Annotated in this window: 26 protein-coding genes; all 26 read right to left on the bottom strand. The window is 59.9% G+C overall.

From position 1 onward, the window contains the following. Positions 1–31: 31 nt before the first annotated feature. Positions 32–1,393, bottom strand: a complete 1,362-nt coding sequence (secY, locus tag AC1Y2B_RS18430) for a preprotein translocase subunit SecY (protein WP_482254581.1) — start codon at positions 1,391–1,393, stop codon at positions 32–34. A 112-nt stretch (positions 1,394–1,505) separates the two neighbouring features. Further along, the gene (gene rplO / locus AC1Y2B_RS18425; RefSeq protein ID WP_482254580.1) at positions 1,506–2,009 is read right to left on the bottom strand and encodes a 50S ribosomal protein L15; all 504 of its coding nucleotides are present in this window, start codon (positions 2,007–2,009) and stop codon (positions 1,506–1,508) included. Between the two features lie 183 nt (positions 2,010–2,192). Continuing rightward, positions 2,193–2,633, bottom strand: a complete 441-nt coding sequence (locus AC1Y2B_RS18420; protein ID WP_482254579.1) for a GFA family protein — start codon at positions 2,631–2,633, stop codon at positions 2,193–2,195. Between the two features lie 160 nt (positions 2,634–2,793). Further along, the gene (rpmD, locus tag AC1Y2B_RS18415; protein ID WP_482254578.1) at positions 2,794–2,988 is read right to left on the bottom strand and encodes a 50S ribosomal protein L30; all 195 of its coding nucleotides are present in this window, start codon (positions 2,986–2,988) and stop codon (positions 2,794–2,796) included. 2 nt (positions 2,989–2,990) lie between these two features. Then, the gene (gene rpsE / locus AC1Y2B_RS18410) at positions 2,991–3,572 is read right to left on the bottom strand and encodes a 30S ribosomal protein S5 (RefSeq protein ID WP_482254577.1); all 582 of its coding nucleotides are present in this window, start codon (positions 3,570–3,572) and stop codon (positions 2,991–2,993) included. A 10-nt stretch (positions 3,573–3,582) separates the two neighbouring features. Then, complete coding sequence (gene rplR, locus AC1Y2B_RS18405; protein WP_482254576.1) at positions 3,583–3,942, bottom strand: 50S ribosomal protein L18; 360 nt, start codon at positions 3,940–3,942, stop codon at positions 3,583–3,585. Positions 3,943–3,954: 12 nt separating this feature from the next. Further along, the gene (gene rplF / locus AC1Y2B_RS18400; RefSeq protein WP_482254575.1) at positions 3,955–4,488 is read right to left on the bottom strand and encodes a 50S ribosomal protein L6; all 534 of its coding nucleotides are present in this window, start codon (positions 4,486–4,488) and stop codon (positions 3,955–3,957) included. Positions 4,489–4,501: 13 nt separating this feature from the next. Further along, on the bottom strand, positions 4,502–4,900 hold the full coding sequence (gene rpsH / locus AC1Y2B_RS18395) for a 30S ribosomal protein S8 (RefSeq protein ID WP_482254574.1): 399 nt from the start codon (positions 4,898–4,900) through the stop codon (positions 4,502–4,504). A gap of 15 nt (positions 4,901–4,915) precedes the next feature. Further along, complete coding sequence (rpsN, locus tag AC1Y2B_RS18390; RefSeq protein WP_482254573.1) at positions 4,916–5,221, bottom strand: 30S ribosomal protein S14; 306 nt, start codon at positions 5,219–5,221, stop codon at positions 4,916–4,918. Positions 5,222–5,238: 17 nt separating this feature from the next. Next, entirely contained in the window at positions 5,239–5,799 is a 561-nt protein-coding gene (gene rplE / locus AC1Y2B_RS18385; RefSeq protein ID WP_482254572.1) for a 50S ribosomal protein L5, read from the bottom strand. Then, positions 5,799–6,104: a 50S ribosomal protein L24 gene (gene rplX, locus AC1Y2B_RS18380; protein WP_482254571.1), complete on the bottom strand. Its 306-nt coding sequence runs from the start codon at positions 6,102–6,104 to the stop codon at positions 5,799–5,801. The genes rplE and rplX overlap by 1 nt, the downstream gene beginning before the upstream one ends. Continuing rightward, positions 6,104–6,472: a 50S ribosomal protein L14 gene (gene rplN / locus AC1Y2B_RS18375; RefSeq protein ID WP_091302592.1), complete on the bottom strand. Its 369-nt coding sequence runs from the start codon at positions 6,470–6,472 to the stop codon at positions 6,104–6,106. Before rplN ends, rplX begins: the two co-directional genes overlap by 1 nt. 68 nt (positions 6,473–6,540) lie before the next feature. Continuing rightward, a complete protein-coding gene (rpsQ, locus tag AC1Y2B_RS18370; RefSeq protein ID WP_477999928.1) occupies positions 6,541–6,780 on the bottom strand; it encodes a 30S ribosomal protein S17 in 240 nt (79 codons plus the stop codon). A gap of 10 nt (positions 6,781–6,790) precedes the next feature. Continuing rightward, positions 6,791–6,991, bottom strand: a complete 201-nt coding sequence (gene rpmC, locus AC1Y2B_RS18365; RefSeq protein WP_482254570.1) for a 50S ribosomal protein L29 — start codon at positions 6,989–6,991, stop codon at positions 6,791–6,793. A 151-nt stretch (positions 6,992–7,142) separates the two neighbouring features. After that, complete coding sequence (locus tag AC1Y2B_RS18360; RefSeq protein ID WP_482254569.1) at positions 7,143–7,529, bottom strand: hypothetical protein; 387 nt, start codon at positions 7,527–7,529, stop codon at positions 7,143–7,145. A 63-nt stretch (positions 7,530–7,592) separates the two neighbouring features. Further along, complete coding sequence (locus AC1Y2B_RS18355) at positions 7,593–8,216, bottom strand: TIGR02466 family protein (protein WP_482254568.1); 624 nt, start codon at positions 8,214–8,216, stop codon at positions 7,593–7,595. An 81-nt stretch (positions 8,217–8,297) separates the two neighbouring features. Further along, positions 8,298–8,711, bottom strand: a complete 414-nt coding sequence (rplP, locus tag AC1Y2B_RS18350) for a 50S ribosomal protein L16 (protein ID WP_482254567.1) — start codon at positions 8,709–8,711, stop codon at positions 8,298–8,300. Positions 8,712–8,723: 12 nt separating this feature from the next. Further along, a complete protein-coding gene (gene rpsC / locus AC1Y2B_RS18345; protein WP_482254566.1) occupies positions 8,724–9,434 on the bottom strand; it encodes a 30S ribosomal protein S3 in 711 nt (236 codons plus the stop codon). Next, positions 9,434–9,814 (bottom strand): 50S ribosomal protein L22, encoded by a 381-nt coding sequence (rplV, locus tag AC1Y2B_RS18340; protein ID WP_482254565.1) that lies wholly within the window; start codon positions 9,812–9,814, stop codon positions 9,434–9,436. Before rplV ends, rpsC begins: the two co-directional genes overlap by 1 nt. Before the next feature lie 3 nt (positions 9,815–9,817). Next, positions 9,818–10,096: a 30S ribosomal protein S19 gene (rpsS, locus tag AC1Y2B_RS18335; RefSeq protein ID WP_482254564.1), complete on the bottom strand. Its 279-nt coding sequence runs from the start codon at positions 10,094–10,096 to the stop codon at positions 9,818–9,820. A gap of 3 nt (positions 10,097–10,099) precedes the next feature. Beyond that, positions 10,100–10,936 carry a 50S ribosomal protein L2 gene (gene rplB, locus AC1Y2B_RS18330; protein ID WP_482254563.1) on the bottom strand — a complete coding sequence of 279 codons (837 nt, stop codon included), beginning with the start codon at positions 10,934–10,936 and terminating at the stop codon, positions 10,100–10,102. Positions 10,937–11,102: 166 nt separating this feature from the next. Further along, a complete protein-coding gene (locus AC1Y2B_RS18325) occupies positions 11,103–11,399 on the bottom strand; it encodes a 50S ribosomal protein L23 (RefSeq protein ID WP_482254562.1) in 297 nt (98 codons plus the stop codon). Continuing rightward, a complete protein-coding gene (gene rplD, locus AC1Y2B_RS18320; RefSeq protein ID WP_482254561.1) occupies positions 11,396–12,016 on the bottom strand; it encodes a 50S ribosomal protein L4 in 621 nt (206 codons plus the stop codon). Before rplD ends, AC1Y2B_RS18325 begins: the two co-directional genes overlap by 4 nt. Next, positions 12,013–12,720: a 50S ribosomal protein L3 gene (gene rplC / locus AC1Y2B_RS18315; protein ID WP_482254560.1), complete on the bottom strand. Its 708-nt coding sequence runs from the start codon at positions 12,718–12,720 to the stop codon at positions 12,013–12,015. The genes rplD and rplC overlap by 4 nt, the downstream gene beginning before the upstream one ends. Before the next feature lie 12 nt (positions 12,721–12,732). Next, positions 12,733–13,041 carry a 30S ribosomal protein S10 gene (rpsJ, locus tag AC1Y2B_RS18310; RefSeq protein WP_482254559.1) on the bottom strand — a complete coding sequence of 103 codons (309 nt, stop codon included), beginning with the start codon at positions 13,039–13,041 and terminating at the stop codon, positions 12,733–12,735. Between the two features lie 112 nt (positions 13,042–13,153). Further along, the coding region (locus tag AC1Y2B_RS18305; RefSeq protein WP_482254620.1) for an EF-Tu C-terminal domain-related protein at positions 13,154–13,302 on the bottom strand (149 nt) is incomplete at its 5' end.

Genomic DNA, 13,302 nt, shown 5'->3' with positions numbered 1-13,302 from the left:
AGGCTCTCCTCGTATGTCGTGACGCGCCTGCTCAGCGACGAGCGGGCGCCTTGGGCGTGGTGGACCGCTTGCGACCCCGCAGTTGCGACCGTTCAATCAGGCCCTCGTACTGGTGGGCCAGCATGTGAGACTGGATCTGATTGATTGTATCCATGGTCACGGAAACGACAATCAGAACCGAAGTCCCGCCAAAATAGAACGGGATGTTGAACTGCGACCGCAAAATCTCTGGCAGGAAACAGACGGCGGCCAGATAGGCGCTGCCTACCACGAGGACGCGGTTCACGACATAGTCAAGATAGTCCTGCGTCTTTTTGCCCGGGCGGATGCCGGGGATGAAGCCGTTCTGGTTCTTCAGGTTCTCGGCCACGTCATCGGTCTTGAAGGACACATTGGCGGTGTAGAAGTAGGCAAAGAACACGATCATAGCACCCTGGAACAGCAGATAGAGCGGCTGGCCGGGACCCATGAAGGCCAGGATCGTCGCCATGATCGGCGAAGTTTGCGCACCCGAGAAGGTCGCAAGGGTCGAGGGCAGAAGCAGCAGCGACGAGGCGAAAATCGCCGGGATGACGCCGGCCGGGTTCACCTTGATCGGCAGGTGCGAGGAGCCGCCGTCATAGATCTTCATGCCAACTTGGCGACGGGGATACTGGATGTGGATCTTGCGCAGTGCGCGCTCCATGAAGACCACGAAGCCGATGACGGCAACCACCAGCAAGATCGCGCCAACCACGACCCACCACGGAAAAATGCCCGAGCGACCCTGTGACAGGAATTGTGCAAGTGCACCGGGGATTTCCGCGACGATGCCGGTGAAGATGATCAGCGAAACACCATTGCCGATGCCGCGCGCGGTGATCTGCTCACCCAGCCACATCAGGAACATCGTGCCGCCGACCAGCGTGATCACGCACGAGACCTTGAAGAACAGGTCGGGGTTATGGGCCAAGCCGCCCGCCGCGATAGAGGCGGCAATCGCCCAGCCCTGAAAGGCGGCGAGGCCCACGGTGGCATAGCGGGTGTATTGGTTGATCTTCTTGCGACCTTGATCGCCCTCTTTCTTCAACTGCTCCAGCGCCGGGATCATCGACGCGAGCAGCTGGATGATGATGGAGGACGAGATATAGGGCATCACGCCAAGCGCGAAGATGCCCATGCGCTTCAAGGCGCCGCCGGTGAACAGCGACAGCATGCCGCCAAGGCCTTGCCCCTGCCCTTCCATGAAGTTCTTGAGCGCAGTCCCGTCGATGCCCGGCACCGGAATGAACGTGCCCAGTCGATAGACGACCAGCACGAGGATCGTAAACAGGATGCGCTGGCGCAGGTCTGTCGCCTTGCCCAAAGCGCCCCAGCTTAGGTTCGCCGCCATTTGCTCTGCTGCGGATGCCATGGTCGGACCTTCTCCGTTGGTGATTTGAAGTACGCCGCCGAACCGGTGTTTCCGGACGGCGGCGCGGGAAAACAAGGCAGATGTAAGCGGTCTTGACGCCGCTCACAAGGCGTTATGCAAGCGGAACCTTGCGAACCGACTTGCCATGCGGCGGCAGCGGCGTTGCAACGGTCAGCGTCCCACCGGCAGCGGCCACAGCTTCCACGGCCGAGGCCGACGCGCCGGTGACTTCCAGCGTCACCTTGGTGGTGATGGTGCCTTTGGCCAGGATCCGGATGCCGTCATGCTTGGCCTTGGTCAGGCCAGCCGCGACCAGCGCGTCTTCGGTGATGACTGCCGAGGCATCCAACTTGCCGAGACCGATGAACTTCTCGATCAGGCCCAGGTTGATGACGGCGAATTCTTTTGCATTCGGCTTGGTGAAGCCACGCTTCGGCAGGCGCCGATACAGCGGCATCTGGCCGCCTTCGTAGCCGCCCAGTGCCACGCCCGAACGGGACTTTTGACCCTTGATACCACGGCCAGCCGTCTTGCCCTTGCCCGAACCCGGACCACGCGCAACACGCTTCTTGGTCTTGCTTGCACCGGGATTGTCGTGCAGTTCATTCAGTTTCATGTCGCATACTCCTATGCCGGAACTGCCCCTGCTGCGACGGCGAGGGCAAACGCGGCGATTGATGATTCTTGCGGCGATAGGACGCCACCGGGGGCGTATAGGGGCGGACGCCCGGATGATCAAGCATCATGTGAACGGGCGGACGGCACAGCCCTCCGCCCCGACCGAGGCTGGGTGTTCACATCAGGCGGACACCGGCCACACAAAGCTCGGCTGCAGGCCGCCGAACACTGGTCGGCCGTCGTGCGGAGCGGGGTAACCCTTCGTCTCGTCCCAGAAGGCGTGGTAGGTGGCTTTCGGGAACTTGGCGTCGTCGTAGCCCATCACATTCGGCACGGCCACGCGGATCCGGTGTTGCTTGTCGTCCAGCAGAAGGACGGCCCCGCAATCGGTGCAGAGGCAAATCTCCAGCGCACCGTTGGGATTTTGCGCGTTGAACGGGACCCGCTTGATCTTTTCGGGGTGGTCGACCTTGAGGTCGGCATAGTTGAAGAAGGCCACGTGGGTCGTGTGCTGGCCGGTCACGGCCTTGAAGACATTGCAGTGGCACTCGTGGTTGTCGATGGGCTCGGCATTGGTGGTCACATGGACATGGGCACAACCGCCCGTATATTTGTCGTTCATAAATTCCTCCCTGAAAGCTCCACACTTTGGTGGTATGCCCCCACACTTTAGCATGGGTTTTCCGTGAGGAAATATCGCTTTCACGCCAGCAAAAGCAAAAACGCCCCACCTTGCGGCGGGGCGTCTTGTCGGCGGCGTCTTGGGGCGCGAACCCCAGGACTTAGCCGCGCTCTTCGATGATCTTCACCAGGTGCGCGATCGAATTCACCATGCCGCGGATCGAGGGAGTATCCTCAAGCTCGCGGGTGCGGCGGATCTTGTTCAGGCCCAGACCCTTGAGGGTCGCGGTTTGAACGGCCGGGCGGCGGGCAGCGGACGCATATTGCTGCACGACGATGGTTTTCTTGGCGGTCATGATCAGGCCTCCACAGCTTCAGCGGTCTTGCCGAGGATCTCGGCCACTTTCTTGCCGCGGCGAGCCGCGACTTGACGGGGCGAGGTCTCTGCTTTCAGACCGTCGATGGTGGCGCGGATCATGTTGTAGGGGTTGGTCGAACCGATCGACTTAGCCACCACATCCTGCAGACCCAGCATTTCGAACACGGCGCGCATCGGGCCGCCGGCGATGATGCCGGTACCCGCTACGGCGGTGCGCATCACGACTTTACCGGCGCCATGACGGCCTTCCATGTCGTGGTGCAGGGTGCGGGCATCCTTCAGCGGCACGCGGATGAGCGAGCGCTTGGCCTGCTCGGTCGCTTTGCGGATCGCTTCCGGAACTTCCTTTGCCTTGCCTTTGCCGAAGCCAACACGGCCGCGCTGATCGCCCACAACCACCAAAGCTGCAAAGCCGAAGCGCTTGCCGCCCTTCACGGTCTTGGACACGCGGTTGATCGCGACCAGACGGTCAGCGAACTCCGGGGTTTCTTCCGGGCGATTGTCGCGGCGATCGCCACCACGATTGCCACGGTCGTCCCGGCGGTTTTCACGTTCTGCCATTTTTATCTCCTCAGAACTTCAGGCCGCCTTCACGGGCAGCGTCGGCCAAAGCCTTGATCTTACCGTGAAAGAGGAAACCGCCGCGATCGAAGTAGCACACTTCAACACCGGCCTTGAGAGCACGCTCGGCGATGGTCGCGCCAATCTTGGCGGCCGCCTCGACGTTGTTCTTGCCCACGAAGCCCAGTTCCTTCTCAAGCGAAGAAGCCGAAGCCACGGTGACACCCTTCACATCGTCGATCAACTGGACCGAGATGTTCTTGCTGGAGCGGTGAACCGACAGGCGAAGACGCCCAGCAGCCACCGACTTGATGCGGTTCCGAACGCGCGTACGGCGCTTGAGGAACAGCTCTCTTTTATTCGTTGCCATTTCTCTTGCCCCTTACTTCTTCTTGCCTTCCTTGCGGAAGACGAACTCGCCCTTGTAGCGGATGCCTTTGCCCTTATAGGGCTCGGGCTTCTTCCAAGCGCGGATGTTCGCGGCGACCTGGCCAACAAGCTGTTGGTCAATGCCTTCCACAGAGATTTCGGTTTGCTTCGGTGACGCGACGGTAACGCCTTCCGGAACCTCGAAGATCACTTCGTGGCTGAAGCCCAGTTGCAATTGCAGGTTCTTGCCCACCATTGCAGCGCGGTAGCCCACGCCTTGGATTTCCATTTCCTTCTTGAAGCCGGCGGTCACGCCGACAACCAGATTCGCAATCATCGAGCGGCTCATGCCCCACTGCGAGCGGGCCCGCTTGGACATGCCACGCGGGGTGACTTTGACAGCATCGTTTTCGATGGTCAGCGTCACGTCGTCACCTGCGGTGAAGCTGCGGGTGCCTTTCGGCCCTTTGACTTCGATGGTCTGGCCAGAGATCGAGGCCGACACGCCCTTGACCAAGGCGACGGGTTTTTTGCCGATACGAGACATTCTACCCCTCCCCTTAGAATACGGTGCAAAGCACTTCGCCGCCAACATTGGCAGCGCGTGCATTTGCATCCGTCATGACGCCCTTGGGCGTGGACAGGATCGCAACCCCAAGACCGTTCCGAACAGCGGGAACGTCCTTGATCGAGTTGTAAACGCGGCGGCCCGGCTTGGACACGCGTTTGATCTCACGGATGACCGGAGTGCCTTCGAAGTACTTCAGGCTGATGGTCAGTTCGCCTTGACCGTTGTCGGTCGTGGCAGATTCATAGCCGCGGATGTAGCCTTCAGCGGCCAGCACATCCAACACCCAGGCGCGCAGCTTGGAAGCCGGCGACTTGACGGTGGATTTGCCACGCATTTGAGCGTTGCGGATACGGGTCAGCATATCGCCGAGGGGATCGTTCATCATCATCTTTCAGCGCTCCCCTTACCAGCTCGACTTGACCATGCCGGGGATCTGGCCGAACGAGGCGAGATCACGCAGCATGATACGGCTGAGCTTGAGTTTGCGGTAATAGGCGTGCGGGCGGCCGGTCAGCTGGCAGCGGTTGTGGATGCGGGTCGCAGACGAGTTGCGCGGCAGGGCAGCCAGTTTGGCAGTTGCCTTGAAGCGCTCTTCGATCGGCTTGGTTTGGTCGTAGATCACCGTCTTCAGTGCGGCGCGTTTCACTGCGTGCTGTTGCACGAGCTTGGCGCGCTTTACTTCGCGGTTCACCATGGATTTTTTGGCCATTGTTGGATTCCTCGCGATCAGGACGTGAAGGGCATTTTGAAGTGCTTGAGCAGCGACTTCGCTTCTGCATCGGTCTTGGCATTGGTGCAGATGATGATGTCCATGCCCAGAATCTCATCGACCTTGTCGAAGTTGATTTCCGGGAACACGATCTGCTCTTTCAAGCCCATCGCGTAGTTGCCACGACCATCGAACGACGTGCCTTTGACGCCGCGGAAGTCGCGGACGCGCGGCAGCGCGATGGTGATCAGGCGGTCGAGGAATTCATACATCCGGTCACCCCGGAGGGTAACCTTGCAGCCCAGCGGCATCAGTTCCCGAACCCGGAAGCCCGCGATGGACTTCTTGGCGTGGGTGATGACGGCCTTTTGACCGGCAATCAGGCTGAGTTCTTCAGCAGCCTGTTTGACCTTCTTGGTGTCCTTGACGGCTTCGCCAACGCCCATGTTCAGGACGATCTTGTCCAGCTTGGGGATCTGCATGTCGTTCTTGTAGCCGAATTCGGCTTTCAGAGCGGCGCGAATGGTCGCGGCATATTCTGCCTTCAGACGCGGGGTATAGGTGGCTTGGTCGAGCATCAGATCGCCTCCCCGGTCGACTTGGCATAACGGACCTTCTTGTCGCCTTCGATACGGAAGCCGACGCGGGTCGCTTTGCCATTGGCATCAATGAGCGAGAGGTTGGACAGGTCGATCGGCATCGCCTTCGGCACGCGGCCGCCTTGCGAGGTCGGCGATTGCTTGGTGTGACGCACCGAGACATTCACGCCTTCAACGATGGCCTGATTGTCCTTGGGGGACACGACAGAGATCTCGCCCTGCTTGCCCTTGTCCTTGCCGGTCAGAACGACAACCTTGTCGCCTTTTTTCAGCTTAGCGGCCATCAGAGCACCTCCGGAGCCAGCGAGATGATCTTCATGAAGTTCTTGGCGCGCAGTTCACGGACAACCGGCCCGAAGATACGCGTGCCGACCGGTTCACCCTGATTGTTCAGGATGACGGCTGCATTGCGGTCAAAACGGATGGTGGTGCCGTCTTCGCGACGAACTTCCTTGGCGGTGCGGACGACGACGGCCTTGCGGACGTCACCCTTCTTCACACGACCTTTCGGAATTGCCTCCTTGACCGACACCACGATGATGTCGCCCACGGATGCATAGCGGCGGTGCGAACCGCCCAGAACCTTGATGCACTGAACTCGGCGAGCGCCAGAGTTATCAGCAACATCCAGATTGGTCTGCATCTGGATCATTTAGTATTCTCCGACCTTTGAGAGCGGAATGCCCCCAGGGTTTCGTTTCAGTTCAAGACGAAGGGCACTCACGCAGTCGCGTCAGTGACAACCGTCCAGCGTTTCGACTTCGAAATCGGGGCGCATTCCTCGATGCGGACCGTGTCGCCTTCCTTGAACTGGTTCAAGGCGTCGTGGGCACGGTACTTCTTGGACTTGCGGATGGTCTTCTGCAGAACGGGGTGCTTGAAGCGGCGTTCGACCAGAACAGTGATGGTCTGCTCGTTCTTGTCGGAGGTGACAACGCCTTGAAGGATACGCTTGGGCATGTGTCTCTCCTTATTTCGCGGCTTCGGCGGCTTTTTGGGCCAGCACGGTACGGACACGAGCAACATCCTTGCGGACCTTGCCAATGCGCGAGGTGTTCGTCAGTTGGTTGGTCGCTGCCTGGAAGCGCAGATTGAACGCTTCCTTCTTCAGCGCGACAAGCTGATCACGCAGCTGGTCGGGGGTCTTGGCCTTGAGTTCCTGGGCGTTCATACGCCTTTTCCTTTTCCGTTCACCAGACGGCCCCGAGGGTAACCGTGGATCTGGTGGGTCAATGACAAACCAGCGATTCTGGCAAAGCCGGAACCGCTGGATGAGGCGCAATACAGGAGGTGGGAGGGTGTGGCAAGGGGGAAGTGTGGGTCTACAACTCGCCACCACACTTGTCTACGGTAAGCGAGAAGAACGCCCTCCAGAAGGTTCCAAAGAAACTGTTACCGCGTCGGATCGTCACTGCAACAAACGTTGGATTCGATTTCCCGGTCTTTTCAAGAACAAACGGCAAAACCTGACCGATAAAGGTGTTGCAGACATTTTGACCGATTAAGGAACCCTCTGCATCCAAGTTGGGAAGCGTATCCGCTTGGAGTGCCATGTATATTCCCTCTCCATGCGTATTGTCCGACAACCAACCGGTGTCGATCAGTTTGATAGCGGCCGTCTCAGCTTTATGCAGTGATGGCCATACGAAAAGCCACACAACTAGCCCAATGGCGACAAGTGCCACCGTGATCAGCACTTTTTTCCGCAAACAAGTTGCTCCTCAAATTCTATCGCTTCACCAGCAGCAAATTACCTATCGGAAGCAGGTCCCTCACGGCCACTCATAGTTGAAACTGACCGAGATGCGCTCTTCCTCGGACATGTTCATCGGCACCTCATGCCGCAGCCAGCTTTCCCACAGCAGAACCTCACCCACATTTGGCTTTACATAGACGAAGGGCTGCAACTCCTGCGGCGCCTTCTTGGACCGCAGGGGCGCGATCATCATCATCGGCAGGCGGGGGTCTTCCAGTTTGAGGGCCGAGGTGCCCTTGGGCATCGAGACATAGGTCGTTCCGGAAATCACCGAATGCGGGTGGATGTGGCTGGCGTGCATGCCACCTTCGGGCAGAATGTTGATCCAGAACGAGGCGCATTTCAGCTTCCGCTCGCCCAGTTCAAAGCCCAGATCCTTGACGAAAGCCGCCACGTGATTGTCCAGCGCCTTTTCCAGATCGGCGAAGATCGGGAAACGCCAGGGCAGGTCGTTGAGGGAAGCGTAAGAGGTATAACCGGGATAGCCGTTCTCCTCGCACCACTTCTGACCCGCCTCGTCATCCTCGGCAATCGCCTCGCAGGCGGCTTTCAACGCGTCATAGTCGATCCGCTTCTTGCCCAGTTCCTTCAACTCGGCGCGGTAAAGGCGGGTGACGAACAGCGAGGATATTTCGGCCATGTCATGCTCCTTAAGCAAAAGGCCCCACCGTCACCGGAGGGGCCAATCTTCATGCAGGGTGCGTGCTGGCACGCACCGCTTTTACCAGTCTTCGCGTTGAACGACGCGGGTCAGGACCGGAAGCTTCATCGCGCCAAGACGCAGGGCTTCACGGGCGATTTCTTCGGACACGCCGTCGATTTCGAACATGATGCGGCCCGGCTTCACCTTGGCTGCCCAGTAGTCGGTCGAGCCCTTACCGGAACCCATCCGAACTTCCACAGGCTTTGCCGAGACCGGAACGTCCGGGAAAATCCGGATCCAGACACGGCCTTGACGCTTCATGTGGCGGGTGATCGCGCGGCGGGCCGCTTCGATCTGACGGGCCGTCACACGCTCCGGTTCGGTCGACTTCAGGCCGAACGAGCCGAAGTTCAGCATGTAGCCGCCCTTTGCCTCGCCGTGGATACGGCCCTTGAACTGCTTGCGGAACTTAGTGCGCTTAGGTTGCAGCATTTGTTTTCTCCCTTAGGCGCGTTCGCGGCGAGGCTGACGCGGTGCGGCGCCTTCCTGCGATTCAGCCTGACGACGGTCATGGGCTTGCGGATCATGCTCAAGGATTTCGCCTTTGAAGATCCAGACCTTGACGCCAATGATACCATAGGGCGTCATCGCTTCAGACAGGGCATAGTCGATGTCGGCGCGCAGCGTGTGCAACGGAACGCGGCCTTCGCGGTACCATTCGGTACGGGCGATTTCCGCGCCACCCAGACGACCCGAGACGTTGACCCGGATGCCCAAGGCGCCAATGCGCATCGCGTTCTGCACGCCGCGCTTCATGGCGCGACGGAAAGAGACGCGGCGTTCCATCTGCTGGGCGATCGACTCGGCAACGAGTTGAGCGTCCAGTTCCGGCTTGCGCACTTCGACGATGTTCAGGTGCAGTTCGGACTTGGTGAACACGGCAAGCTTCTTGCGAAGCGTTTCGATGTCCGCGCCCTTCTTGCCGATGATCACGCCCGGACGGGCGGTGTAGATCGTCACGCGGCACTTCTTGTGCGGACGTTCGATGATCACCTTCGAGATGCCGGCAGCCTTGCACTCTTCATGCACGAAAGCGCGCATCTTGAGGTCTTCCAGCAGCAGGTTGCCGTAGTCTTTCGACTCGGCGAACCAGCGGCTGTCCCAGGTGCGGTTAACCTGCAGGCGCATGCCGATCGGATTGACCTTCTGACCCATTATGCAGTCTCCCCGACTTGGCGGACCTTGATCGTGATTTCAGAGAACGGCTTCATGATCTTGCCGAAACGACCGCGCGCCCGCGGACGGCCACGCTTCATCACCAGGTTCTTGCCAACCCAGGCTTCGGCAACGATCAGGCTGTCGACGTCGAGGTTGTGGTTGTTTTCCGCATTGGCGATCGCCGATTGCAGAACCTTCTTCACTTCACCCGCGATCCGGCGCTTGGAGAAGGTGAGGTCGGCCAGAGCCTTGTCCACCTTCTTGCCGCGGATCAGACCGGCGACGAGGTTCAGTTTCTGGTCCGAGGTGCGCAGCATCCGGCAGATGGCCTGAGCTTCGTTGTCCGCCACGCGGCGCGGATTCTTTTCCTTACCCATGGCTTATTTCCTCTTCGCTTTCTTGTCGGCGGCGTGGCCGTAGTAGGTGCGGGTCGGCGAGTATTCGCCGAACTTCTGGCCGATCATCTCTTCGGTCACGGCGACCGGGATATGCTTCTTGCCGTTGTAGACGCCAAACGTCAGGCCAACGAACTGCGGCAGAATGGTGGAGCGACGCGACCAGATCTTGATCACATCGTTTTTGCCCGACGCGCGCGAGGTTTCTGCCTTCTTCAGCAGGTAACCGTCGACGAACGGGCCTTTCCAGATAGAACGTGCCATGGATTAGCGCCCTTTCTTCGCGTGACGCGAACGGACAATAAGCTTGTCCGAGTGCTTATGCTTGCGGGTCTTGTTCCCCTTGGTGCCCTTGCCCCACGGCGTAACCGGGTGGCGGCCACCAGAGGTCCGGCCTTCACCACCACCATGCGGGTGGTCGATCGGGTTCATCGCAACACCGCGGACGGTCGGACGAACACCAAGGTGGCGCATACGACCGGCTTTACCGAAGTTCTGGTTGGAGTTGTCGGGGTTCGACACGGCACCGATGGTGGCCATGCATTCCTGACGGACCATCCGCAGCTCGCCCGACGACAGGCGGATCTGAGCGTAGCCACCGTCACGACCAACGAATTGGGCGTAGGTGCCGGCAGCGCGCGCCAGCTGGCCGCCCTTGCCTTGCTTCAGCTCCACGTTGTGGACGATGGCACCGATCGGCATGCCCGAGAAGGGCATCGCGTTACCGGGCTTCACGTCAACCTTGGACCCGGCGACGACGGAGTCGCCAACGGCCAAACGCTGCGGAGCGAGGATGTAGGCTTGTTCGCCGTCCGTGTAGCGGATCAGGGCGATGAATGCGGTGCGGTTGGGATCGTACTCGATCCGCTCAACCACTGCCGGCATATCAAATTTCGTGCGCTTGAAATCGACGACACGGTAAAGGCGCTTGGCGCCGCCACCCTTGTGCCACATCGTGATGCGTCCGGTATTGTTCCGGCCACCGGTCTTGGTCAAACCCTCGGTAAGGGATTTGACCGGACGGCCTTTGAACAGATCCGAACGGTCGATCAGAACCAACCCGCGTTGGCCAGGCGTCGTCGGCTTATACGACTTAAGTGCCATGCTCTCTGTCTTCCGTTAGGGGGACCTGAGGTTTCAGGTCCGGGTGTGTAGGGCGCCGAAGCTCCCCAAGGGTAATCTGGCGTAGCGGTAACCACGTGGACCCAGACTGTCGTATGAAAATCCATGGCCCCGGAAACCCGGGGCCATGGAGATTCGCGGCTTACTATCAGAGGCCCGTGGAGACGTCGATAGTGTTACCTTCTTCGAGGGTAACATAAGCCTTCTTCTTGTCGCTCCGCTCGCCGGCACGGCCGCGGAACTTCTTGGACTTGCCCTTGGTGATGGTGGTGTTAACCGCCTTCACCTTGACCGAGAAGATCGCCTCGATGGCTTCCTTGATCTGCGGCTTGGTGGCATCCATCGCAACCTGGAACACGACCGCGCCATTTTCCGAGGCCATGGTGGCCTTTTCGGTGATGACGGGCTTCTTGATCAGGTCGTAGTGTTCGGGTTTCGCGCTCATTTCAGACGAGCCTCCAGAGCTTCGATACCTGCTTTGGTGATCACCAGGGTGTCACGCTTCAGGATATCATAGACATTCGCGCCCATCGTCGGCAGCACGTCAACGCCTTCGATGTTGCGGGACGCCAGAGCGAAGTTCTCGTTCACCGACGCACCGTCGATGACCAGAACACGCTTCCAGCCACGTTCCTGCACCGACTTTGCGAGGTAAGCGGTCTTGGCATCGGCGAGGGACGCCGTGTCAATGATCACCAGCTCGCCGGCTTTCGCCTTGGCGGACAGGGCGTGGCGCAGCCCCAGAGCACGGAACTGCTTGGGCAGCGAATGCTCGTGGCTGTGCGGATGTGGGCCCTTGGACGTACCACCGTGACGGAAGGTCGAGACCTTCTTGGAACCGTGGCGAGCGCCGCCGGTGCCCTTCTGGCGATAGATCTTCTTGGTCGAGTACGACACTTCGGCCCGAGTCAGCGTGGAGTGCGTACCGGCTTGCGCCTTAGAACGCTGCCAACGCACGACACGGTGCAGGATGTCAGCGCGCGGCTCAAGGCCGAACAGCGCTTCGTCCAGTTCGATGGTACCAGCGTCGGCCCCATCCAGCGTGATGACGTTCAGTTTCATGCTTCACCCCCAACCGCTGCAGCAGGTGCAGCAGCACGAACCGCGGCCGGAACCGGCAGACCCGCAGGAGCAGCCTTCTTCACAGCGTCCTTGATCGTGACCCAACCGCCGGCATGACCGGGGACAGCGCCTTTGATCATCAGAAGGCCGCGCTCGGCATCCGTGCGCACGACCTGCAGGTTCTGCGTGGTCGAACGGACGGCGCCCATGTGGCCAGCCATCTTCTTACCCTTGAACACCTTGCCGGGGTCCTGGCATTGGCCGGTCGAACCGTGCGAACGGTGCGAAACCGACACACCGTGCGAAGCCCGCAGACCGCCGAAGTTGTGCCGCTTCATGGCACCCTGGAAGCCTTTACCCGAGGAGGTCCCGGCGATGTCCACGAACTGGCCAGCGAGGTAATGGTCAGCGGTGATTTCCGCGCCAACGTCGATCAGGCAATCCGGGGTCACGCGGAATTCCGCGATCTTCTTCTTCGGGGCCACGTTGGCCTTGGCGAAGTGACCGCGTTGAGCTTGCGTCACATTCTTGGCCTTGGCCGTGCCTGCGCCAAGCTGAACGGCCGAATAGCCATCCTTCTCAACGGTACGCTGCGCCACGACCTGGAGGTTGTCGAGCTGAAGAACGGTCACCGGAACCTGGGTGCCGTTTTCAAGGAACAGCCGGGTCATGCCCAGCTTCTTTGCAATAACGCCAGAGCGCATGGTGTCCGCTCCTTACACTTTGATTTCGACGTCGACGCCAGCAGCGAGGTCGAGCTTCATCAGCGCGTCCACGGTCTGCGGGGTCGGATCGACGATGTCGAGAAGACGCTTGTGCGTCCGGATTTCCCACTGGTCGCGCGACTTCTTGTCGATGTGCGGACCACGGAGAACCGTGAATTTCTCAATCTTGTTCGGCAGCGGGATCGGCCCGCGGACCTGTGCGCCCGTGCGCTTGGCCGTGTTAACGATTTCCTGCGTGCTGGCATCCAGAACGCGGAAGTCGAAGGCCTTGAGCCGAATGCGAATGGTTTGACCTTGCATTGCTTTTTCCTTCGGAACGTAAGCGGGGCATCACGCCCGACTCATAGGTTCACATTTGTGGTGGTCGCTAGTCGTATGTGGTGCGCCCCTATAAGGGCGCACCACAAGGTTGTCACTTGATAATTTTAGAGACGACGCCTGCGCCGACGGTGCGGCCGCCTTCGCGGATGGCGAAGCGGAGTTTTTCTTCCATCGCGATGGGCGCGATCAGCGTGACGTTGAACTTCAGGTTGTCGCCCGGCATCACCATCTCGGTGCCGG

The sequence above is a fragment of the Stagnihabitans sp. genome, from assembly GCF_964946895.1.
Note: the sequence above shows the minus strand (reverse complement) of the source record. Positions and strands in the feature narration are given on the sequence as shown.

What these genes read in the sequence shown, in the direction of transcription:
- secY (WP_482254581.1), bottom strand. Translation starts at nt 1,393, where the DNA reads ATGGCATCCGCAGCAGAGCAAATGGCGGCGAACCTAAGCTGGGGCGCT.
- rplO (WP_482254580.1), bottom strand. Translation starts at nt 2,009, where the DNA reads ATGAAACTGAATGAACTGCACGACAATCCCGGTGCAAGCAAGACCAAG.
- AC1Y2B_RS18420 (WP_482254579.1), bottom strand. Translation starts at nt 2,633, where the DNA reads ATGAACGACAAATATACGGGCGGTTGTGCCCATGTCCATGTGACCACC.
- rpmD (WP_482254578.1), bottom strand. Translation starts at nt 2,988, where the DNA reads ATGACCGCCAAGAAAACCATCGTCGTGCAGCAATATGCGTCCGCTGCC.
- rpsE (WP_482254577.1), bottom strand. Translation starts at nt 3,572, where the DNA reads ATGGCAGAACGTGAAAACCGCCGGGACGACCGTGGCAATCGTGGTGGC.
- rplR (WP_482254576.1), bottom strand. Translation starts at nt 3,942, where the DNA reads ATGGCAACGAATAAAAGAGAGCTGTTCCTCAAGCGCCGTACGCGCGTT.
- rplF (WP_482254575.1), bottom strand. Translation starts at nt 4,488, where the DNA reads ATGTCTCGTATCGGCAAAAAACCCGTCGCCTTGGTCAAGGGCGTGTCG.
- rpsH (WP_482254574.1), bottom strand. Translation starts at nt 4,900, where the DNA reads ATGATGATGAACGATCCCCTCGGCGATATGCTGACCCGTATCCGCAAC.
- rpsN (WP_482254573.1), bottom strand. Translation starts at nt 5,221, where the DNA reads ATGGCCAAAAAATCCATGGTGAACCGCGAAGTAAAGCGCGCCAAGCTC.
- rplE (WP_482254572.1), bottom strand. Translation starts at nt 5,799, where the DNA reads ATGCTCGACCAAGCCACCTATACCCCGCGTCTGAAGGCAGAATATGCC.
- rplX (WP_482254571.1), bottom strand. Translation starts at nt 6,104, where the DNA reads ATGGCCGCTAAGCTGAAAAAAGGCGACAAGGTTGTCGTTCTGACCGGC.
- rplN (WP_091302592.1), bottom strand. Translation starts at nt 6,472, where the DNA reads ATGATCCAGATGCAGACCAATCTGGATGTTGCTGATAACTCTGGCGCT.
- rpsQ (WP_477999928.1), bottom strand. Translation starts at nt 6,780, where the DNA reads ATGCCCAAGCGTATCCTTCAAGGCGTTGTCACCTCCGACAAGAACGAG.
- rpmC (WP_482254570.1), bottom strand. Translation starts at nt 6,991, where the DNA reads ATGAACGCCCAGGAACTCAAGGCCAAGACCCCCGACCAGCTGCGTGAT.
- AC1Y2B_RS18355 (WP_482254568.1), bottom strand. Translation starts at nt 8,216, where the DNA reads ATGGCCGAAATATCCTCGCTGTTCGTCACCCGCCTTTACCGCGCCGAG.
- rplP (WP_482254567.1), bottom strand. Translation starts at nt 8,711, where the DNA reads ATGCTGCAACCTAAGCGCACTAAGTTCCGCAAGCAGTTCAAGGGCCGT.
- rpsC (WP_482254566.1), bottom strand. Translation starts at nt 9,434, where the DNA reads ATGGGTCAGAAGGTCAATCCGATCGGCATGCGCCTGCAGGTTAACCGC.
- rplV (WP_482254565.1), bottom strand. Translation starts at nt 9,814, where the DNA reads ATGGGTAAGGAAAAGAATCCGCGCCGCGTGGCGGACAACGAAGCTCAG.
- rpsS (WP_482254564.1), bottom strand. Translation starts at nt 10,096, where the DNA reads ATGGCACGTTCTATCTGGAAAGGCCCGTTCGTCGACGGTTACCTGCTG.
- rplB (WP_482254563.1), bottom strand. Translation starts at nt 10,936, where the DNA reads ATGGCACTTAAGTCGTATAAGCCGACGACGCCTGGCCAACGCGGGTTG.
- AC1Y2B_RS18325 (WP_482254562.1), bottom strand. Translation starts at nt 11,399, where the DNA reads ATGAGCGCGAAACCCGAACACTACGACCTGATCAAGAAGCCCGTCATC.
- rplD (WP_482254561.1), bottom strand. Translation starts at nt 12,016, where the DNA reads ATGAAACTGAACGTCATCACGCTGGATGGGGCCGACGCTGGTACCATC.
- rplC (WP_482254560.1), bottom strand. Translation starts at nt 12,720, where the DNA reads ATGCGCTCTGGCGTTATTGCAAAGAAGCTGGGCATGACCCGGCTGTTC.
- rpsJ (WP_482254559.1), bottom strand. Translation starts at nt 13,041, where the DNA reads ATGCAAGGTCAAACCATTCGCATTCGGCTCAAGGCCTTCGACTTCCGC.